Source organism: Rhizobium sp. BK312 (assembly GCF_014193605.1).
GTDB lineage: Bacteria > Pseudomonadota > Alphaproteobacteria > Rhizobiales > Rhizobiaceae > Rhizobium.
This window is the reverse complement of sequence record NZ_JACHZP010000003.1, coordinates 491479-512214: the sequence shown is the minus strand read 5'-3', so window position 1 is coordinate 512214 and position 20736 is coordinate 491479. Positions and strand designations below refer to the sequence as shown.

Sequence of the window (20736 nt, the reverse complement as noted above, 5' to 3'; positions counted from 1 at the left end):
CCATGAAAACGGTTATCTGCATTATCTGCCGGAAGATTATTCGCTAGCGTTTCGCTGGCCTGGCCGTTTTCGTCTCCCAAAATCCAAGATGACAAACGTCCGGCCTGCCGGTGACGGTATTTTTCGGATTTATGCCTTTGGGAGAGTGACATGGCCGCCGAGCCGCAATTGAAGTTCTACAACACGCTGACGCGCGAAAAGGTCGATTTCCAGCCGATCGACAGCAACAGCGTCCGCATGTATGTCTGCGGCCCGACGGTCTATGATTTCGCCCATATCGGCAATGCCCGTCCGGCGATCGTTTTCGACGTGCTGTTCCGGCTGCTGCGGCACGTCTACGGCGAGAGCCACGTCACCTATGTCCGCAATATCACCGATGTCGACGACAAGATCAACGCGCGCGCGCTGCGCGACCATCCCGGCCTACCGCTGAACGACGCGATCCGCCTGGTGACGGAGAAGACCGAACGGCAGTACCGCGAAGACACGACGGCGCTCGGCTGCCTGGAGCCATCTGTGCAGCCGCGGGCGACTGAAAACATCGCGCAGATGATCGCGATCATCGAAACGCTGATCGAGAAGGGCCATGCCTATCGGGCGGCCGGCGAGGTGCTGTTCGATACCAAGTCGATGGCCGATTACGGTCAGCTTTCGAAGCGCAATCTCGACGAGCAGCAGGCGGGTATCCGCGTCGCGGTCGACGAGCACAAGAAAAGCCCCGGCGATTTCGTACTGTGGAAGCTCTCCGATGAGAACGAGCCCGGCTGGGAAAGTCCCTGGGGCCGCGGCCGCCCGGGCTGGCATATCGAGTGCTCGGCCATGAGCGGGCGCTATCTCGGCGATGTCTTCGACATTCATGGCGGCGGGCTCGACCTGATCTTTCCGCATCATGAGAACGAAATCGCCCAATCGCGTTGCGCGCACGGTACGCATGCGATGGCGAACGTCTGGATGCATAACGGCTTCGTGCAGGTCGAAGGCCGGAAGATGTCGAAATCGGAGGGCAATTTCGTCACTATCCACGAACTGCTGCAGACGGACAAACTCGGCGGACGGACGTGGCCGGGTGAGGTGCTGAGGCTTGCGATGCTGATGACGCATTATCGCGAGCCGATCGACTTTTCCGTGAAGCGCCTCGAAGAAGCCGAACGGCTGATCGCCAAATGGCCGGCTGCCGACGTAAGTGGGGCGGCTCCCGATGAAACCGTGCTTGCCGCACTCGGCGACGATCTCAACACCGTTGCCGCCATCCAAGCACTGCATGCCCTGGCGCAAGCTGCCAATGCCGATGCCCGCCTCCTGTCGGTCTTCGCGGCCAGCGCCGATCTTCTCGGCCTGCTGCCGAAGAAGGCGGAGATCGACGAAGCTGTAGCCGCAGAGATCGATGCCAAGGTGCGCCAGCGTCTGGAATTGCTGAAGGTAAAGAACTTCGCCGAGGCTGACAAGCTTCGCGAGGAGCTGACGACAAGAGGTGTTCAGCTCAAGGATGGGAAGGATGCGGCGACGGGTGAGCGCATCACGACTTGGGAGATCAAGCGGTGAGCATGACCTACACCGGCGGCTGTCAGTGCGGCGCGGTTCGCTTTCGGGTGCGAGGCGGGCTGAAGGATGCCTCCATCTGTCATTGCCGCATGTGTCAGAAGGCATTCGGCGCCTATTATGCGCCGCTGGTTTCAGTGCGCGGCGCCGAGCTTACATGGACACGTGGCCAGCGGAAGGCGTTTCAATCCTCGAACTTCGTAAAGCGCGGCTTCTGCGGGGATTGCGGAACGCCGCTGACCTATGAGGCGCCCGATGGCATGGCAGTTGCGGCCGGTGCCTTCGACGATCCCTCGCAACTGCCGCCTGTCGTCCAATATGGCACGGAAGCCAAGATCGGCTTCGTCGATCGGCTGCATCTGCTGCCTGGACACCGGACCGAAGAGGACGCCGAGCAGGCGCCTTTCGTGCTTGACATCGTATCCTACCAACATCCCGATTACGATACCCGAAGCTGGCCAGAGGAGAAGCACCATGAGTGAAGCCATCAGAAGCGGAGGATGCCAATGCGGTGCGGTGCGGTTTCGCATTCGCGGCGAGCTTGGCCGTCCGTCGATCTGCCATTGCCGCATGTGCCAAAAGCAGTTCGGCAACTTCTTCTCCGCCCTCGTTACGGCACCTGAAGATGGCCTGGAATGGACGCGCGGTGAACCGACCTATTTCCAGTCCTCCGTCAACATCGATCGCGGCTTCTGCAAGAACTGCGGCACACCGCTGACCTACCGTCATCCGGGCGGCCTCGAAATCGCCATCGGCGCCTTCGACGAACGCGACGATCTCGCCCCTCAGATCCAGGTCAACCACGCCTATCGTCTGCCCTGGGTGGAGACGATTTTCGAAAAGCCAGTCCATCAGGATCCGGATTTCTACTCGCGACAGGAGCAGATCATATCGTTCCAGCATCCCGACCATGATACGGATGTCTGGCCGGCGGAGGGACTAAAAATATGACCGAAGTCCTGCGCACATTCTATCCGGAAATCGAACCCTATGCTTCCGGTCACCTCGATGTCGGCGACGGGCATGTGATCTATTGGGAACGGGTGGGAACGCCCGGCGCCAAGCCCGCCGTCTTCCTGCATGGCGGTCCGGGCGGCGGCATCTCGCCCAGCCATCGCCGCGTATTCGATCCCACGCTTTACGACGTGACCCTGTTCGATCAGCGTGGCTGCGGGCGCTCGACGCCGCATGCAGGCCTGGAAGCCAATACGACATGGCACCTCGTTGCTGACATCGAGCGGCTGCGCGAAATGGCCGGTGCGGAAAAATGGCTTGTTTTCGGCGGCTCCTGGGGCTCGACGCTGGCGCTCGCCTATGCCGAAACGCATCCGGAGCGGGTTTCCGAACTGGTCGTGCGCGGCATCTATACCCTGACGAAGGCCGAACTAGACTGGTATTATCAGTTCGGCGTCTCCGAAATGTTCCCCGATAAATGGGAGCGTTTCATCGCCCCTATCCTGCCGGAAGAGCGCCATGAGATGATGGCCGCCTACCATCGGCTGCTGACGCACCCTGAAAAGGCTGCGCGCATCGAGGCCGCGAAGGCGTGGTCGATTTGGGAAGGCGAGACGATCACCCTGCTGCCGGAGCCTGCCGTCAGCGCCCAGTTCGAGGATGCGGAATATGCGCATGCCTTCGCCCGTATCGAGAACCATTTCTTCGTCAATGCCGGCTGGCTCGAAGAAGGCCAGCTGCTACGGGACGCCTACAAGCTGAAGGACATTCCCGGCGTCATCGTTCACGGACGCTACGACATGCCCTGCCCGGCGCGTTATGCCTGGGCATTGCACAAAGCCTGGCCGAAGGCGGAATTCCACCTGATCGAGGGCGCGGGCCATGCCTCGTCCGAGCCGGGCATTCTGGACCAGCTCATCCGCGCCACCGACAAGTTCGCAGGCAAGGTATCGGCCACGTAAGGCCCCTCACCCTAGCCCTCTCCCCGCGCGCGGGGATAGGGAACGACCTCAAAAGCCCTTCACCCCGTGCAAACGGGGAGAAGGTGGACTCAAACGGTTTAGCAAGGCGAAACCGAGAGAGTACGGACGAGGGCACGCCATTATCAAACCGGTTCGCCGGAGGAAACAGTATGACACGCGAAAAAATCTATCTCTTCGACACGACGCTCCGTGACGGTCAGCAGACGCCCGGCATCGATTTCTCGGTCGAGGACAAGATTGCGATTGCGACCATGCTGGATGAGTTCGGCCTGGACTACATCGAAGGCGGTTACCCCGGCGCCAACCCGACCGATACGGCCTTCTTCGATGAGAAGCGCACGAAATCGGCCACCTTCGTCGCCTTTGGCATGACGAAGCGCGCCGGTATCTCCGCCTCTAATGATCCCGGCCTTGCGAGCCTGCTGCAGGCGAAATCCGACGCGATCTGTTTCGTCGCGAAAAGCTGGGACTATCACGTCAAGGTGGCGCTCGGCTGTACCAACGAGGAGAACCTCGAAAGCATCGCCGAAAGCGTCAAGGCGGCCATCGCCGCGGGCAAGGAAGCCCTGGTCGATTGCGAGCATTTCTTCGACGGCTACAAGGCCAATCCGACCTATGCGCTGGCATGCGCCAAGACGGCCTATGATGCCGGAGCGCGCTGGGTCGTGCTCTGCGACACCAATGGCGGTACGCAGCCGCCGGAGGTGCGCGCCATCGTCGAAGCCGTCATCGCCTGCGGCGTTCCCGGGCACTGTCTCGGCATCCATGCCCACAATGACACCGGCCAGGCGGTTGCCAATTCGCTCGTCGCAGTCGAAGCCGGAGTGCGGCAGATCCAGGGCACGCTGAACGGCATCGGCGAACGCTGCGGCAATGCCAATCTCATCACGCTGATCCCGACCCTAGCGCTGAAAAGGGCCTATAGCGAACGTTTCGAGACGACGATCGATGCGGAGCGGCTCGTCGGGCTGACCGGCCTTTCGCATGCCTTCGACGAACTGCTGAACCGCTCTCCGGACCATCAGGCACCCTATGTCGGCGCATCCGCCTTTGCGACTAAAGCCGGCATCCATGCCTCGGCGCTGCTTAAGGACCCGCGCACCTACGAGCACGTGCCGCCGGAAAGCGTCGGCAATTTCCGCAAGGTCATGGTCTCCGACCAGGGCGGCAAGTCGAACTTCATCAACGCGCTGAAACGGCGTGGCATCGAGGTCGGCAAGGACGACCCCAGGCTTGACCAGCTGATCCAGATCGTCAAGGAGCGTGAAGCGACAGGCTATGCTTACGAAGGCGCGGATGCAAGCTTCGAGCTGCTGGCCCGCCGCACGCTCGGCACCATCCCGGAATTCTTTGCGATCGATGGTTTCCGCGTCATGGTCGAACGCCGCTTCGATTCCCACGGCCGGGTGAAAATCGTCTCGGAAGCGGTCGTGAAGATCATCATCGATGGCGAGACCATCATGTCGGTTGCCGAGGGCGACGGCCCGGTCAACGCGCTCGACCTGGCGCTGCGGAAGAATTTCGGCAAATACCAGCACGAAATCGACGACCTGGAACTGGCCGACTTCAAGGTGCGTATCCTCAATGGGGGTACGGAGGCCATCACCCGAGTCCTGATCGAATCTACCGATAGCGACGGCGTACGCTGGTGGACTGTCGGCGTGTCCGAGAACATCATTGACGCATCGTTCCAGGCCCTGATGGATTCCGTCATCTACAAGCTGATGAAGAACCGGCACATGGCAGGCAAGATCGCGGCGGAGTAATCCGCCGCCCATCAAAAAGCTTGACGATGCCGTCAATGAAATGAATTAGCCATGCCGCATGCATTGGGGTAATCCCGTCTCAAATAACAGAGAATGACGGGAAAATTCATGGCCACCGACACGGTCAAACCTGAAATCAAGAATAATGACGCTATCCGCGGCTTCGGTTTTGCGATGACGGCCTATCTCTTCTGGGGCATTCTGCCACTCTATATGAAGGCGCTGGCGCATATCCCGGCTTTCGAGGTCATTGCCCATCGCATCGTCTGGTCGGTTCCCGTCGCGGGCATCGTGCTGCTGGCGCTGGGGCGCCTGGGTGACGTGAAGGCGGCTTTTCGTAATCCGCGCACGATCGCCATGGCATCGCTGACGGCAGCGCTCGTCACCGTCAACTGGGGAACCTATGTCTGGGCGATCGGCGCCGGCCATTCGCTCGATGCTGCCCTTGGCTACTTCATCAATCCGCTATTCAGCATTGCGCTCGGCGCCATCCTGCTCAAGGAAAAGCTGGCGCCGACGCAGATCGTCGCGATCTGCCTTGCAGCCGCCGCCGTCATCATTCTGACGGTGAAAGCCGGCACCCTGCCCTGGGTCGCGTTGTCGCTGACCTTCTCCTGGGGCTTCTATGCATTTTTCCGCAAGACCCTGCCTGTGGGAGCCAATCAGGGCTTCTTCATCGAGGTGCTGCTGCTCTGCATCCCGGCAGCATTTTACATCCTCTATCTGGAAGCGCGCGGGGAAGGCCACTTTTACCAGACCGGCATTTCGGATACCGCGCTTCTGCTCGGCTGCGGGCTCGTGACGGCGCTGCCGCTGATGATCTTCGCCAATGGCGCGAAGCTTCTGAGGATGTCGACCATCGGCATCATGCAATACATCGTGCCGACCATGGTCTTCCTGATCGCCGTCTTTCTGTTCAAGGAACCTTTCGGCACGACGCAGCTCGTTGCATTTTCGCTGATCTGGGCGGGTCTCGTGCTCTACAGCTGGTCGATGCTGCGTCAGAGTAGAGGAGGCTAACCAGCGGGCCTGGTTAGCAGATCCCCAGTCAAAGCTTGGAAATGACGGCCTCTTCGCCGCCGCGATCTCCGGGTACCTCCGCAGCGTGCTTGCGGATGGCCGGGATAATATCGGCGATCTTGTCGATAACCAGCGGCTGGACGCGGTGGGCGGTATGGACGAAGCCCTCTTCCGTCATATGGCGGATGAGTTCCATCATCGGGTCCCAGAAACCGTTGATATTGGCGAAGACCATCGGCTTTTCGTGACGGCCGAGCTGACCCCAGGTCATGATCTCGACGATCTCTTCCAAGGTGCCGATGCCGCCCGGCAATGCCACGAAAGCGTCGGCGCGTTCGAACATGCCGTGTTTGCGCGCATGCATGTCAGGCGTTATGATGAGCTCGTCGAGCTGACCGAGCGAATGGCGCGTCGCTTCCATATCGACGAGGAATTCCGGAATGATGCCGGTAACCTGACCGCCGTGCGATAGCACGCCGCTCGCGACAGCGCCCATGATGCCCTTTGTTCCGCCGCCATAGATCAGGCGCAGGCCGTTTTCGGCAATGCTTTTGCCCAGTTCGCGGCCGGCAGCCATGTGGGAGGGATCGCGCCCCGGCCGTGAGCCGCAATAGACGCAAATGGTTCGAATTGGCGTGGAATCGTCGGTCATGGATGCAAACAACTATGCTGCAGATGCTCAGTCAAGATTTTTCAAAGGAAAACTTGTGCCGGGACATGCGAAAATGGCTGAGAAAGCTTGTAAAAGCAGCCGAAATCGCTAGCAATTTCAGGAGTTGCGACGACTTCGCCGCGTGGAGATGACTGATGATGAAGAACCGTGCCGGGTGGCTGGCTCTGTTGGTGTTGGCAATTGCGACCCTGTTGATGGTCTTCTTCGTGATGCCGCGCATCAACGGTGACAAGACCCCGATCGGCGATGCGGTCAATCAAGCCAGCAACACGGTGAAGAACACCATCGACCAAAACGCGCAGAAGGCCGGCGAGACTGCACAGAACGCGACCAAAACCGCGCAGAATGCCGCCAATACCGCAGATCTCACCAAGAAACTGACCGAGCTTACGGGTGCGGCAACCACCTCGCTTGCCGATCTCAAGGCGCTGTTCAAGGATGGCAACACACCGTCCCAGGATACCTTCACGGCCGCAAAGACGAAGGCAACCAACGCCCTGCAATCGATCGTCGGCTTCGCGCTTCCTGAGGGAATCGACGCAGCGACCACGGGGCTTGTGAAGAAGGTACAGGACGGCGCTGGCAAGGCGCTCACCATCATCCAGTCTCTCCCCGACAATGCCGCCGAAGCGAGTGCAGCGATCGACAAGGCTTTCGCAGCGCTGACAGGCCAACAAGCGCCCGAGACCAACGCGGCTGCCAATCCTCGCGTACCCTCATTCGACGTGTTGCGCGTCGAGCCGGATGGCTCGACAGTTATTGCTGGTTCGGCAGAGCCGAATGCCAAGCTGGAAATCGTCGACGGCGAAAAGGTCGTCACCACCACCAATGCCGGCCCGAGCGGCGACTTTGCCGCCGTGCTCGACAATCCGCTGCCGCCTGGGGACCACGAACTGGTGCTGCGCGCTACAGGCAAGGACGGCAAGGCTGTCAATTCCGAGGAAGTCGCCACTGTCTCCGTGCCGAAAGACAATTCCAGCCAGGTCCTCGCGATGGTGTCCAAGCCAGGCGCTGCAAGCCGCATCATCACCGCGCCTTCCGCCAAACAGGGCCGCGTGACCGCCGGCGAACAGGACGCGTCCGCAGCCGACACTCAGGCCAAAACGACGGACAAGCCAGCAGCCACGACAGATGCCAAGCTGCAACAGGATGGTACGGCGATCGCATCCGCCAATCCGGCAGCCGGCACGGCAACGCCGCCGGCGGCAAAGGCGGAAGCGGATCAGGACGTCATGGTCAATGCGGTGGAGATCGAAAACGACCATATCTTCGTTGCCGGCACCGCGAAGCCGAATGCCAAGGTCCGAGCCTATGCCGACGAAAAGCTGATCGGTGAGAACGTCGCGGGTGCGGACGGTCACTTCGTCGTAGACGGACCCATGCCTCTGGCCGTCGGCGATCACAAGATCCGCGTCGATGTGCTTGACGGTGCCGGCAAAGTCGTGGTGCGGACCAGCGTCAACTTCACGCGCCCCGAGGGTAATCAGGTGACGGTTGCGGCGCAGACGCCCGCCGCCAATGGTCAAGCGCAAGCGACCACGGCAAACATGGTACCGCTCGACGAGGGCGAGCTTGCCAAGCTCAAGGAAGGCGCCGGCAAGGCTTTCGCGCTGCTGAAGGGCCTCTTTACCGACGGTAAGCAACCGAATACGGAGCAGCTCGCAGCCGCCCGCTCCGGCACGGAAATCGCGTTGAAGTCGCTCTCCGAATTCCGGCCGACCATCAACGCCAGCGCCGCGCTCAAGAAGGCTGCGGCCGATGCCTCCAGCGTGGCCGGCAAGGCGCTAGCTGCTCTCGTCGCCTTGCCGAAGGACCCGAAGTCGGTCGGCGCCGCGCTGCCTGGACTCGAACAGATGATCGCCGTTATCACGGCGCCGGCGCAGACGGCGCCAGCACAGCCGAATGCCGAAGTCTCGTCCAACGAGCCGAAGACGCTCGAGCAGGCACCGCTGTCGCAGGACACCAATGCCGTCATTATCCGTCGCGGCGATACGCTGTGGCAGATCTCGCGCCGCATCTACGGTGCGGGAGTGCGCTATACGACGATCTATCTGGCCAATGAGGACAAGATCAACAATCCGGACCGGATCCTGCCGGGTCAGGTCTTCGGCCTGCCGAAGGATGCATTGCCGAATGCCGAGGCGCTTCACCGCAAGCGGCTTTCGGGCGAGCATCTCTAGCAGCAACGACGGTCCGTCGTGAACATTGACAGCGGCCAGGTGCATCAACGCCTGGCCGCTGCTTTTATACGGCATGAAAATAGTATAAGCGTCCCCCGACCCCATAGCCTTCGTGCAATGGCCATGTCTTGGCTGTGAAGGCTTGCAAGTCGGCTGTGCAAACGCTGCCACGCCCGGCTGCTCAATTATTCGCCGGAGACGTACATGGCAGGCCAGAAGAAAACCATATCGGCGGATTCCAGCAATCCATTGAACACGATCGTCAATCTCTGGCCCTATATGTGGCCGAGCGGGCGCATGGATCTGAAGATGCGGGTGGTCTGGGCGACCGTCTTCCTGCTGGTTTCGAAATTCTTCCTGCTGCTGGTCCCCTACTTCTTCAAATGGTCCGTCGACGCGCTGAACGGCAAGCTCGACATGCAGGGCATTCTGCCTGCCTTTTTGGTCGGCGCTGTCGCCTTGATCATCGCCACGAACGCGACGCGCCTGATCCAGCTCGGCCTCAACCAGCTGCGCGACGCGCTGTTTGCGAGTGTCGGCCAATATGCGGTGCGCCAACTCGCCTACAGGACCTTCGTGCACATGCACGAGCTCTCGCTGCGTTTCCATCTGGAGCGCAAGACTGGTGGCCTCTCGCGCATCATCGAGCGCGGCACCAAGGGCATCGAGACGATCGTCCGCTTCACGATCCTCAACACGTTTCCGACCTTCATCGAATTCCTGCTGACCGCCATTATCTTCTGGCGCGGCTACGGCTTTTCCTATCTCGCGGTCACGGCCGTCACGGTCTGGCTCTACATCTGGTTCACCGTCAAGGCGAGCGACTGGCGCATCTCCATCCGCCGGACGATGAACAACAGCGACACCGACGCCAACACCAAGGCGATCGATTCGCTGCTGAATTTCGAGACGGTCAAATATTTCGGCAACGAGGAAATGGAAGCCAAACGCTTCGATCAATCGATGGAGCGATATGAAAAGGCAGCCACCAGCGTCTGGACGTCACTTGGCTGGCTGAACTTCGGCCAAGGCTTGATCTTCGGCCTCGGCACGACGGTGATGCTAGTCATGTCCGGCTTGTCGGTCCTGAACGGCCAACACACGGTCGGTGACTTCGTCTTCATCAATGCCATGCTGCTGCAGCTTTCCGTGCCGCTCAACTTCATCGGCTTCGTCTATCGCGAAATACGCCAGGGCCTGACCGATATCGAGGAGATGTTCGATCTGCTCGAGGTCAAGCCCGAGGTGGTCGATGCGCTTGACGCCAAGGAACTTGTCATCGGTAATGGCGCGATCGCGTTCAAGGACGTACATTTCGCCTATGATCCGGCCCGGCCGATCCTGAAGGGCATTTCTTTCGAAGTTCCGGCAGGCAAGACCGTCGCCGTCGTCGGGCCTTCAGGCGCCGGAAAATCAACGTTGTCGCGCCTGCTTTATCGTTTCTACGATGTGCAAAGCGGTACGATCACCATCGACGGCCAGGATCTGCGAACCGTCACACAGAAGAGCCTGCGTAAGGTCATCGGCATGGTGCCGCAGGATACCGTGCTTTTCAACGACACCATCGCCTACAACGTCCGCTATGGCCGGCCGGGCGCAAGCGAGGCGGAAGTGACGGCGGCCGCGGAGATCGCGCAGATCGGCGATTTCATCCGTCAACTGCCGGAAGGCTTCGAGACCAAGGTCGGCGAACGCGGTCTCAAATTGTCTGGCGGCGAGAAGCAGCGCGTGGCGATCGCGCGCACCGTTCTTAAATCGCCGCCCGTTCTGATCCTCGACGAGGCGACCTCTGCGCTCGATACGACGACCGAACGCGAAATACAGGCCGCCCTCGACGTCGTCTCCAAGAACCGCACGACGCTTGTCATCGCTCACCGCCTGTCGACCGTTATAGGCGCGGACGAGATCATCGTGCTCAAAAGCGGCGTGATCGCCGAGCGCGGCACACATGCCGAACTGCTGGCACGGAACGGGCTTTATGCGTCCATGTGGAACCGCCAGCGCGAGGCGACGCAGGCCGAGGAGCATCTGAAGCAGGTGCGCGAGAACGACGACCTGGGCGTTATCGACCGCCTGGCGCCGGCAAGGTGAAAAACTGCGGATGCATTGAATCCTTTCCCATGGCAGCACCGAGGCGTAGCAGTTATTCACCGATTTTTGTCACGAGACTGAGATGACAGCTTGCTAGGTACGAGGGTCTTTTGAAGGGAGCCCCCAAATGCGTACTTTTGCCAAAGCTTTAAGCCTGTTGCTCGTCGTCGGCCTAGCCTCGCCGGTTTTCGCCGAAGATGCCAAACCTTTCGCCGATGCCAAGGAGATCAACCTTCTCGATCTGCTGCCGCCGCCACCCGCCAATGATTCCGCGCAGATGAAGGCGGAGCTCGGCGAAATCCTAACGATCCAGGTGACCCGCACGCCGGAAATGGCGGCTCGCGCCGTGGCCGATGCCGAAGAGAACGTCTGGCGCTTCTCCGACGTCATCGACAGCCCGAAATTCACCAAGGAAAACCTGCCGAAGTTTTCGGCCTTCTTCGATCGCGTCGTCGAGACCGAAGGCGCCGTCGTCGACCCGGCTAAGGACGTCTGGAAACGCCCTCGCCCGCACCTCTACAGCGATCTCGTCAAGCCGATCGTACCGCTCTCCAAATCCGGCTCCTATCCGTCCGGCCACACCACGGTCGGCACGCTGATGGGCATCGTGCTTGCGAATATGGTGCCGGAAAAGCGCCCTGCCATCATGGCACGCGCCTGGGAATACGGCCATAACCGCATCGTCGGCGGTATCCACTATGCTTCCGATATCGAAGCGGGCCGCATTGCAGGCACCGTCATCGCCGAAACCATCATGACGCATGACGATTACAAGACCGAGTATGAAGGCGCCAAGGCGGAACTCCGCGCTGCTCTCGGCCTCTGATTTCCGATCGGCCGACGCAGAACATAGGAGGCCGCCGTCATCGGCGGCCTTTTCATTGCGTCCCACCCGGGTTTCCATAGGCTACACTTTTCAAGTCCGGGGAACGTTGGCATCTTGTTCGACACGGATTGCGTTGAGGACGAGTGTGCGAAAGCATTGCCCATGACAGAGTTTGCCTGTAGTCACGCTCGACTGGTATTCAGAGCAAGACCGCTTATCTTGTTCTCATTCTTTTGACTGGCATGATCTTGACGGAGAACCGGAGCCTGGTTCCTGGCGGGAATGCCCTAACGGAGTAGGCCATAGATGAGCTTGATGAACAGCGTACGCAATGTCATCGTTCCCGTCCACAAGGAAGGCTATCCCTTCGTTGCAGGTTTCTTCGTCGCGTCGCTGGTGCTCGGTTGGATCTTCAAACCGCTCTTCTGGATCGGCCTGATCCTGACGCTGTGGTGCGCCTATTTCTTCCGCGATCCCGAACGCCTGACGCCCCAGGACGATGATCTGGCGATATCGCCGGCAGACGGCAAGGTTTCGAGCGTGCAGATGGTGACGCCGCCGGCTGAGCTCAACCTCGGCAGCCTGCCGATGCTGCGTATCTCGATCTTCATGAACGTCTTCGATTGCCATGTGAACCGTTCGCCGATGCGCGGCCGCATCACCAACGTCGCCTATCGCCAGGGCAGCTTCCTCAATGCCGAACTGGACAAGGCCAGCGAACAGAACGAGCGCAACGGCCTCGTGATCGAAACAAAGCATGGCGAAATCGGCGTTGTGCAGATTGCCGGCCTCGTTGCCCGGCGCATTCTTTGTTTCGTTCATCCGAACGAGCCGCTGGATGCCGGCGAGCGCATCGGCCTCATCCGCTTCGGCTCGCGCCTCGATGTCTTCCTGCCGGAAGGTGCTTCGTCGCGCGTTGCCGTCGGCCAGCGGGCGATCGCCGGCGAAACCGTTATTGCCGAATTCGGCTCGGCCAAGGGCGCAACCCTTAGCCGCCGCAGCTGAATCCGAGAGTATTTCCCCCCTAAACTGAGGTACGGAAATACTCTACACCATTGTTTTCACGCAATTCCGGACACAAAACTGCTTCGCGCTTTTGCTGGAATTGCTCTAGGAACACGAGCGAGATGAAGACGCCTTTTCCGCCTTTCGAGCCACACGGGCCCAACGACGAAGCACGCGGACCGCGTCTCCGGGAAATTCCGTTGCGGCTGATCGTGCCGAACATGATCACCGTGCTGGCGATCTGCTCGGGCCTGACAGGCATTCGCCTCGCTTTCGAAAACCGCTACGAGCTTGCCGTCGTGGCCGTGCTGGTCGCCGCTTTCCTCGACGGTATCGACGGGCGCGTCGCGCGGCTGATGAAGGCCACCTCGAAGTTCGGCGCGCAGATGGATTCGCTCGCCGACATCGTCAACTTCGGCGTTGCCCCGGCGCTCGTCGTCTACGTCTTCCTTCTCGATCAGGCCCGTTCGCTCGGCTGGATCGCGGCACTGATCTACACGATCGCCGCCGGCCTGCGGCTCGCCCGCTTCAACGTCATGGCCGAGCGCGAGCACAAGGCCTCCTGGCAGTCGGAATATTTCGTCGGCGTACCCGCGCCTGCCGGCGCCATGCTGGTGCTGCTGCCTGTTTATCTCGGCTTTCTCGGCGTGACGCCGGACCGCACCTTCGCCTTATGGGGCGCTGCCTACACCGTCCTCATCGGCTTTCTTCTGGTCAGCCGTCTGCCCGTATGGTCCGGCAAATCGGAAGGCAACGGCGTAAGGCGCGATCTGGTGCTGCCAATCATGCTCGGCCTTGTCGTCTATGTCGCGCTGCTGATGAGCTATACATGGCATGTCATGGTCGTGACCGTCGTCATCTATTTGCTGTCCCTGCCCTTCGGTGCGCGCTCCTGGGCGAAGAAATACGGCACCTACACCATCAACGGCCCCGCCGATCCTAATGTCGACGATTCCAACGACGACATCGGCCGGCATATCTAACGACGGCATATTAAATTGCCGCGCGGCAGCCCTTCGGCAGCTTCGCTGCGCCGCAACCACAAGTCTGCAAGTCTTCCTTATCAATCAGAGACATGGTGATCGCTCAACGGCGCAATGGGGAGCTGGCGCGGCGCGATATTTCCGCAGATTCAAACATTGCGGCAGTGCGGATTCTACACGAGGTTTCGGCGCTAATCTCTCGAAATATGGTCGTTGTTTACAAAAGCTGATTGGAAAACGCCTTCGATTTGTCATGATTTACGACAAAAACCACTACTCGACTGTGAATCGAAAAATGCTCCGGGGGAGCATGGTGAGGAGTGAAACATGACGCAGAAGAAAGACCAGCCGGCACAACCGCAGGCAAAGATCGACCCCAGCAAGCATTATCGTCCGCTGGGCCTGAAAGCCGTTCTTGCAGCACATCTGATGCTGAAGACGAAGCCTCTCAAGAAGAAGATCGCCTGAGAATAACGTTGCACTCGCCGCCGACCGATACCGGCAGGCAGCACTTCCGATCACTGGCCGCCGAATGGCGGCCGCTCAGAGAAGGCTTAGCTGGCCATCGTCCGGATCCGCCTTCTTCGGCGGTTTTCTGACCGGATCGAGCACTACGGGTGTCTGCACATCCGGCCCCATATTGGCAACTTTGTTGACGCGATCCGAAACCGGGATCGCCTCGAAAAAATCCTCCTGAACCGGCTTCATCAGATCAAGGACATCGCGCGGCTCCTGCGTCTTGCAATCGAGCCACCGAGCGAAATCCTCCGGTTTGATAACAACGGGCATGCGGTCATGGATGGATCGAATGGCGCTGTTTGCCGCCGTCGTCAGGATCGCACCCGTATCGACCTCGGAACCGTCGGCCGACGACCAGGTTTCCATCAGCCCGGCAAAAGCGATGACGCCGCCGCTGCGAGGACGAATCCAATAGGCTTGCGACTTCTCGCCGCTTTCCTTCGGCGGTCGATGCCATTCGTAGAAACCGGATGCCGGGATGAGGATACGACGATGGCGCATGGCCGCGCGAAAGGAGGCCTTGCCGATGGCCGTTTCCGATCGCGCATTGATCAGCAGCGGGAAATCCTTGGGGTCCTTCACCCAGTCGGGCATAAAGCCCCAGCGCACGAGCAGAGCACGGCGATCCGGCAGGTTACTGCCCGGTCGCTGCCTATCGCCCGATATGACGACAAGGATCGGCTGCGTCGGCGCAATATTATAGCGCGCGGGAAATGCCTCGTTCAGCAGGACGCCGAGCGCTTCGCCCACCTGGTCTGCCGTCGATGTCAAAGCGAAACGTCCGCACATGAGGCCTGTGTTGCACCCGAGAAGCGGAGGGTCAAGTCTGATGTCAGCCGCGCGGACCGAAGAGAATGATCCCCGCGCCGGCAAGGCAGATGATGGCGCCCGAAATATCCCACCGGTCCGGCAGCCGCCCTTCGGCGAGCCAGAGCCAGAGAATGGAGGCAACGATATAGACGCCGCCATAGGCAGCAAAGGTGCGCCCGGCCGCCTCGCTCGGCACCAATGCCAGCAGCCAGGCGAAGAGCATCAACGATATCAGGCCAGGCGCCAGCCACCAGACGGGCTTCGACAGACGCAGCCACGCCCAGAAGGCAAAGCAGCCTGCGATCTCGGCGAGAGCCGCCAAAGCATATAGCCCGTAGATCATCCCGGATCGTTCCCATATTCGATGCATTCAGAATCGCGGCTTCCGCCGGAAGCGAGTTAATGGGCTTTCCCACGGGACAGCAAGCGGCGTTTCCTGTAGAGATTGCTCGCCGATGACCTAGCATCGTTGCACCCCCATTTTTTCATCCAAATGCAAAGCAACCTATGACTTCCAATCCTCGCCCTGCCTCCTCTGCCATTCTTCAGCGCAACGGCCGCTTTCTGCTTGTCTTGCGCAGCAATCCGCCGTCCGCCGACATGTATGCCTTTCCGGGCGGGCGGGCCGAAGACGGAGAGACGCCGGCCGACGCGGCACTGCGCGAATTCAAGGAGGAGACCGGCATCTCAGCCCGCAATCCTCGCTTGTTCGAAACTTACGACCTGCGCTCCCATGCGGCAGACGGAACGCTGACGAGCCACTTCCTGCTCTCGGTCTTCCTTGTGGACGCCGATGAGGATGCCGTCGCCGAGGCCGCCGACGATGCGGCTGCCATCGGCTGGTACACGGTGGAGGAGGTGCGCGCCCTGCCCGTTCCGGCCAGCGTGCTCGAATGCGTGGAACGGCTTGCTGCAGAAAACGCATAGCTCGGCCCCGAAATTAACGATGCTGAGCAATATCGGGGTGGAAACCACCTGCCACGCCTTGTTCCCGTCATGCTTGTCCGGTCAACATGGTTACATGATTCATAACAACCTTGGCCGACCGCTTCTGATCTGCATCGCGCTTGCCGCCGCCCTTCCCGCTGCCGCACAGCCGGCAGCAGGTGGGCCGCCGGCACAGGTGCCTGATAGCGGGAGTGCGGAACAGCCGGTACCCTACGACGAACAGCTGTCGCGGCTCTCCGAAATTCTCGGCTCGATCGACTATCTGCGCAATCTCTGCAGTCCGACGCGCGAGGATGGTTGGCGGGGCGATATGCAGCAATTGCTCGACACGGAAACTAAGAACGAGCCGAAACGAAGAGAAAGACTGACTGCGGCTTTCAACCGTGGGTATCGGTCCTTTGCGTCGGTTTACACGAATTGCACGCCGCAGGCCCGCACTGCGGAAGAGCGATACCGTAACGAAGGTGCAACACTGGCAACAGAAATCACCGCACGCTTTGGAAATTGACGATTTATTAACCTCTTTTGACAGCGAGCCGTGTCGTTTTGAGAAAAGGCTGATAAAGTTATTAAGCAAGTGGTAAGGACATGAACGTCTCGAGGAAAGAAACAATGGAAGCCAGCCTGAACGAAATCGACGACATGATCGTTCATGAAAAGATGCAGGCAGCGCTGGAATACCAGAACGAAGCCTGGGCAGACGGTATGGCTGACGGCATCGAGCCTGAAATCATCGCCGACGCCGCCATTGCCCATGCAATTCGCGAGACGATCCGGATTCAGGGGGAACAGGGCGCCGAAGCCTTGCTCGAATCGCTGCGTGAACGCATGCTCGCTGGTGAATTCTCTCCGAACCGGACCCTGCAATAACAACCAGAGATTGCTTATGCGTATCTTTCCAGGCAATGCGCTCATCTGTTCCATTGCCTCCTTCGCTGCCGTAACCCTGTTTTTGGGCAGCGTGGCTCTGCCCATTCCGGCTAGCGCCTTTTCTCAGCTCAATCCGCCAGCCCCCCAGGCGAGAGATACAGCAAAGTCCACACAACGGAAGAACGAGAAACCGATCGAGCAGGCGCTGGAAGCACCCGCCAACAATGCGCTGCCGGCGCCTGAGCCCTTGATCAACAAGCAGGCTGCACAGAGCAGCGGTGGCGCTTCCAGTACCGGCAAATCGGTCGAATTCCTCTTCGATATCGACAAGGCGCCCGAGCCAGTAAAGAAGCTCCGTACCGCGATCGTCGAGGCTGCCGCTTCCGGCGATCTTGAGCGTCTGCGCCCGCTGATGAACATCGGAGGAGGCCTGAAACAGACCCAGGTTACGGCCGACGATCCCGGCGAAGATCCGATAAAGACGCTGCATGACCTTTCGGGCGATCCCGACGGCATAGAAATCCAGTCCATTCTCCTCGACATTATGTCGTCAGGCTTTGCCCATGTCGGCCAGGGAACCCCGGATGAGGTCTATGTCTGGCCCTATTTCGCCGAAAAGGACATCAAGACCCTCTCCACGCCGGAGAAGGTTGACCTGATGCGTATCGTGACGGCCGGCGACTATGCCGACATGCAGGAATTCGGCGGCTATAATTTCTATCGCGTCGGCATCACGCCGGACGGCCGCTGGAAATTCTTCACCTCGGGCGAATGATCCGACCGGAGAACTTGCGGTTCTTCGCTGAAGGCCCTACCTCTGCGTGATGAAGCATGTCGCGCAAAAGTGCGCAGCGGTTTTGCGACAACGACATGCGCAAGATCAAAGACCTGAAGTACAGGAAGCGAGTCTTAGAGATCGCGCCGTGCTACAGGTCATATCAGCGGAACCATCATGCCAGCCGTATTCCTCAGAGAGCGCTCCTTCTTCCGCATTACCGGCGCGGAAGCCGAGGCGTTTCTGCACAATCTCATCACCACCGATCTCGTCTCGCTTGGCGCCGATGAGGCTCGCCCCGGCGCGTTGCTGACGCCGCAGGGCAAGATCCTGTTCGACTTCATGATCTGGCGGGATGGTGCAGGGTTTTTACTCGAAACCGACACGGCACAGTGGGAAGGTCTGCTGAAGCGGCTCACCATGTATCGCCTGCGCGCCAAGGTCGATTTCGTCGCAGAGGATACCCAGGGGGTCACGGTCGCGTGGGGAGATAATGCGACGCATGGACCAAAGGACAGCCGCTTCGCCAAGGCCGGGATTGCGCTGAGCCGGACGCCCGGCGAGCACGGCAGCGATCCCGAGACACTTTATGACGTGCTGCGGATCGCTAACGGCATCGCTGTTTCCGGCCTCGACTTCGCATTGCAGGACGCGTTCCCGCATGATGTGCTGATGGATCTGAACGGCGGCCTCGGCTTCCGCAAGGGCTGCTATATCGGCCAGGAAGTGGTTTCGCGCATGCACCACCGCGGCACGGCGCGCAGGCGTGTCGTCATCGTCAGCGGCAGTGCCGAATTGCCCACCTCCGGCACGGAATTGACCGTCGGCGGCAAGCCGATCGGAACTCTCGGCTCGACCGCCGGCAATATGGGCCTTGCCATCGTCCGTATCGACCGGGCCGGCGAAGCCATTGCCGAAGAGGCTCCGATAAGGGCTGGCGATATCGACGTCACCGTGTCTCTGCCGGCCTGGTCCGGCCTCTCCTTCCCCACTCGCGCCGATGAGGCGTCGGCATGACATCGGCGACGACTGCGCGCGCCTGGCAGCGCATGTTATCCGGGCGCAGGCTCGACCTGCTGGACCCGTCGCCGCTCGATGTCGAGATTAGTGACATTGCGCATGGGCTTGCCCGGGTCGCGCGCTGGAACGGCCAGACCTCCGGCGACCATGCCTTTTCGGTGGCGCAGCATAGCCTTGTGGTGGAAGCGATCTTTCGTCATCTCAACCCGGCAACGCCGGACGAACTGCTTGCCGCCTTGCTGCATGATGCACCGGAATATGTGATCGGCGACATGATCTCACCGTTCAAGTCCGTCGTCGGCGGCGATTACAAGGTCGTGGAGAAACGACTCGAAGCAGCCATCTACCAGCGCTTCGCCCTGCCTCCGCATTGCGCGCCGAAGCTCAAGGAAAAGATCAAGAAGGCCGACACGATCTCTGCCTATTTCGAGGCAACGCTGCTTGCAGGCTTCACGCCCGATGAAGCCCGCAAATTCTTCGGCCAGCCGCGCGACATCACACGCGAGATGCTGCCGATCGAGCCGATGCCGGCAATCGAGGCGCAACGGCTGTTTCTGAAGCGCTTCGAAGCGATCGAGGCGGAGCGCGCTGCCATGAGGGTTGGGGCGTGACCAGGATCGTCGTGTCGCCGCTCGCGCGCATTGCCGAAATGGCCGTTCATCATGGCGCGCGCGAAATGATCAGCCTTATGGCCAAGGAGCACAGCTTCCACCGCCCAGCGGTCATCCAGGCGGATCGGCATCTGCTGCTCCATATGAACGACATCAGTTTTGCCGGGACAGGCGATCTCGTCGCTCCACAGGAGGCGCATGTTCGCGCGATTATCGATTTTGCCTCCGGCTGGGATCGAAGCGCGCCTTTGCTGATCCATTGCTGGATGGGCGTCTCCCGCTCGCCGGCGGCAGCGCTGATCGCGGCCTTGGCCGTTCATCCCGAGCAAGACGATCTAGTGCTGGTGCGTCGGCTGCGGGTGAGCTCGCCATTCGTTACGCCGAATGCCCGGCTGGTCACCATCGGCGATGAGCTGCTGGGACGCCAAGGGCGCCTGGTCGCGGCAGTCAAAGAGATCGGCCGCGGCGCCGATGCCGACGGCAATGCGCCTTTCACACTGTCCTTGGCCAGCTAACGCATCGACAGCCATCAAATCATCGCCAGCAGGCACGCCCTCGGCAGAACAATCGCTGCCAGTTACCGACCGCGTCAACAGCTGGATTCACCCTCGATTGTCTGGCCGCCGGCCCCTATTGAATGACGGCACATGCCAGACGCTTGCCGGCACCGCCCACAGGCTGGCTGCGGTAATCGTCGGACTCCGCATGGATCATCAGCGTGCGGCCGCGAATGCCGTCTTTGCCGTTCAGCGATACCATGCCGTTGAAGACCTGGGCGCGCAGCTTGCCATCCTGATCGACATACTGGTTGGGCATATCGCCGGCATGCGGCCCGCTGGCGGCCAGAAAGCCATGTTCCGCCTTTGTGGGATTGAAATGCCCGCCGGCGGACTCGAAGCCGTGCGTATGCTCACACCGGCTATTCTCATGGATATGGAAGGCGACCCAGCGATTGGCGGGCATGCCGGACACTTCCAATTCGATCAGCACGCCCTTTTTACCTTCAGTCAACGTCGCCCGACCGGCCTGCTTACCGTCGAGGCCGACAAAATCGGCAGTAGCGGTATTTTGACTTTGGGTTTGTGCTGCCGCGGGCGCGGCTGCGGCAAGAGCGAGAATTGCAACGATCATTATCCGCTTCATGGAACACCCTCCCGGTTCTG

The 20736-nt window shown here is 60.3% G+C and carries 23 protein-coding genes; 19 read left to right on the top strand and 4 right to left on the bottom strand.

The window, feature by feature from the left end:
• The first annotated feature begins 150 nt into the window (after positions 1–150).
• The 6 genes from cysS to rarD all read left to right on the top strand — a co-directional run bounded on the left by cysS (position 151) and on the right by rarD (position 6262).
• Positions 151–1542 carry a cysteine--tRNA ligase gene (gene cysS / locus FHT85_RS11110; protein ID WP_112410689.1) on the top strand — a complete coding sequence of 464 codons (1392 nt, stop codon included), beginning with the start codon at positions 151–153 and terminating at the stop codon, positions 1540–1542.
• A gap of 2 nt (positions 1543–1544) precedes the next feature.
• Positions 1545–2021, top strand: a complete 477-nt coding sequence (locus FHT85_RS11105; protein ID WP_112410690.1) for a GFA family protein — start codon at positions 1545–1547, stop codon at positions 2019–2021.
• Entirely contained in the window at positions 2014–2490 is a 477-nt protein-coding gene (locus FHT85_RS11100; protein WP_112337940.1) for a GFA family protein, read from the top strand. Before FHT85_RS11105 ends, FHT85_RS11100 begins: the two co-directional genes overlap by 8 nt.
• Positions 2487–3455: a prolyl aminopeptidase gene (pip, locus tag FHT85_RS11095; protein ID WP_112410691.1), complete on the top strand. Its 969-nt coding sequence runs from the start codon at positions 2487–2489 to the stop codon at positions 3453–3455. Before FHT85_RS11100 ends, pip begins: the two co-directional genes overlap by 4 nt.
• A gap of 170 nt (positions 3456–3625) precedes the next feature.
• On the top strand, positions 3626–5242 hold the full coding sequence (cimA, locus tag FHT85_RS11090) for a citramalate synthase (protein ID WP_112410692.1): 1617 nt from the start codon (positions 3626–3628) through the stop codon (positions 5240–5242).
• 108 nt (positions 5243–5350) lie between these two features.
• Positions 5351–6262 carry an EamA family transporter RarD gene (gene rarD / locus FHT85_RS11085; RefSeq protein WP_112337943.1) on the top strand — a complete coding sequence of 304 codons (912 nt, stop codon included), beginning with the start codon at positions 5351–5353 and terminating at the stop codon, positions 6260–6262.
• Positions 6263–6290: 28 nt separating this feature from the next.
• Here the strand turns inward: rarD and FHT85_RS11080 are convergent, their stop codons facing one another.
• Positions 6291–6914, bottom strand: coding sequence for a TIGR00730 family Rossman fold protein (locus FHT85_RS11080; RefSeq protein WP_015339326.1), 624 nt, complete (start codon positions 6912–6914; stop codon positions 6291–6293).
• Between the two features lie 155 nt (positions 6915–7069).
• Between FHT85_RS11080 and FHT85_RS11075 the strand changes: the two genes are divergently transcribed.
• The 6 genes from FHT85_RS11075 to FHT85_RS11050 all read left to right on the top strand — a co-directional run bounded on the left by FHT85_RS11075 (position 7070) and on the right by FHT85_RS11050 (position 14488).
• A complete protein-coding gene (locus tag FHT85_RS11075) occupies positions 7070–9115 on the top strand; it encodes a LysM peptidoglycan-binding domain-containing protein (RefSeq protein WP_112410693.1) in 2046 nt (681 codons plus the stop codon).
• A 204-nt stretch (positions 9116–9319) separates the two neighbouring features.
• Positions 9320–11206 carry an ABCB family ABC transporter ATP-binding protein/permease gene (locus FHT85_RS11070; protein WP_112410694.1) on the top strand — a complete coding sequence of 629 codons (1887 nt, stop codon included), beginning with the start codon at positions 9320–9322 and terminating at the stop codon, positions 11204–11206.
• A gap of 127 nt (positions 11207–11333) precedes the next feature.
• Complete coding sequence (locus FHT85_RS11065; RefSeq protein WP_112410695.1) at positions 11334–12032, top strand: acid phosphatase; 699 nt, start codon at positions 11334–11336, stop codon at positions 12030–12032.
• Between the two features lie 306 nt (positions 12033–12338).
• Complete coding sequence (locus FHT85_RS11060) at positions 12339–13037, top strand: phosphatidylserine decarboxylase (protein WP_112410696.1); 699 nt, start codon at positions 12339–12341, stop codon at positions 13035–13037.
• A gap of 122 nt (positions 13038–13159) precedes the next feature.
• On the top strand, positions 13160–14020 hold the full coding sequence (gene pssA, locus FHT85_RS11055) for a CDP-diacylglycerol--serine O-phosphatidyltransferase (RefSeq protein ID WP_112337946.1): 861 nt from the start codon (positions 13160–13162) through the stop codon (positions 14018–14020).
• Between the two features lie 327 nt (positions 14021–14347).
• Positions 14348–14488: a hypothetical protein gene (locus FHT85_RS11050; RefSeq protein WP_015339320.1), complete on the top strand. Its 141-nt coding sequence runs from the start codon at positions 14348–14350 to the stop codon at positions 14486–14488.
• A 75-nt stretch (positions 14489–14563) separates the two neighbouring features.
• On the opposite strand, the gene FHT85_RS11045 is transcribed toward FHT85_RS11050, so the two are convergent.
• Positions 14564–15328, bottom strand: a complete 765-nt coding sequence (locus tag FHT85_RS11045; RefSeq protein WP_112398177.1) for an SOS response-associated peptidase — start codon at positions 15326–15328, stop codon at positions 14564–14566.
• Between the two features lie 43 nt (positions 15329–15371).
• On the bottom strand, positions 15372–15692 hold the full coding sequence (locus tag FHT85_RS11040) for a YnfA family protein (protein WP_112337948.1): 321 nt from the start codon (positions 15690–15692) through the stop codon (positions 15372–15374).
• A 164-nt stretch (positions 15693–15856) separates the two neighbouring features.
• On the opposite strand from FHT85_RS11040, the gene FHT85_RS11035 reads away from it, so the two are divergent.
• The 7 genes from FHT85_RS11035 (at position 15857) to FHT85_RS11005 (ending at position 20088) form a co-directional block, all read left to right on the top strand.
• A complete protein-coding gene (locus FHT85_RS11035; protein WP_112410697.1) occupies positions 15857–16276 on the top strand; it encodes an NUDIX hydrolase in 420 nt (139 codons plus the stop codon).
• Between the two features lie 94 nt (positions 16277–16370).
• On the top strand, positions 16371–16805 hold the full coding sequence (locus tag FHT85_RS11030) for a TIGR02301 family protein (protein ID WP_112410723.1): 435 nt from the start codon (positions 16371–16373) through the stop codon (positions 16803–16805).
• Between the two features lie 104 nt (positions 16806–16909).
• Entirely contained in the window at positions 16910–17167 is a 258-nt protein-coding gene (locus FHT85_RS11025) for a hypothetical protein (RefSeq protein WP_015339315.1), read from the top strand.
• A 16-nt stretch (positions 17168–17183) separates the two neighbouring features.
• Positions 17184–17942 carry a hypothetical protein gene (locus tag FHT85_RS11020; protein ID WP_112410698.1) on the top strand — a complete coding sequence of 253 codons (759 nt, stop codon included), beginning with the start codon at positions 17184–17186 and terminating at the stop codon, positions 17940–17942.
• 177 nt (positions 17943–18119) lie between these two features.
• Positions 18120–18959: a YgfZ/GcvT domain-containing protein gene (locus FHT85_RS11015; protein WP_112410700.1), complete on the top strand. Its 840-nt coding sequence runs from the start codon at positions 18120–18122 to the stop codon at positions 18957–18959.
• Positions 18956–19573, top strand: coding sequence for a YfbR-like 5'-deoxynucleotidase (locus FHT85_RS11010; protein ID WP_112410701.1), 618 nt, complete (start codon positions 18956–18958; stop codon positions 19571–19573). Before FHT85_RS11015 ends, FHT85_RS11010 begins: the two co-directional genes overlap by 4 nt.
• Positions 19570–20088: a tyrosine phosphatase family protein gene (locus FHT85_RS11005; protein ID WP_112410702.1), complete on the top strand. Its 519-nt coding sequence runs from the start codon at positions 19570–19572 to the stop codon at positions 20086–20088. The genes FHT85_RS11010 and FHT85_RS11005 overlap by 4 nt, the downstream gene beginning before the upstream one ends.
• Positions 20089–20203: 115 nt before the next feature.
• Here the strand turns inward: FHT85_RS11005 and FHT85_RS11000 are convergent, their stop codons facing one another.
• Positions 20204–20716, bottom strand: a complete 513-nt coding sequence (locus FHT85_RS11000; protein ID WP_015339310.1) for a superoxide dismutase family protein — start codon at positions 20714–20716, stop codon at positions 20204–20206.
• Positions 20717–20736 lie beyond the last annotated feature (20 nt).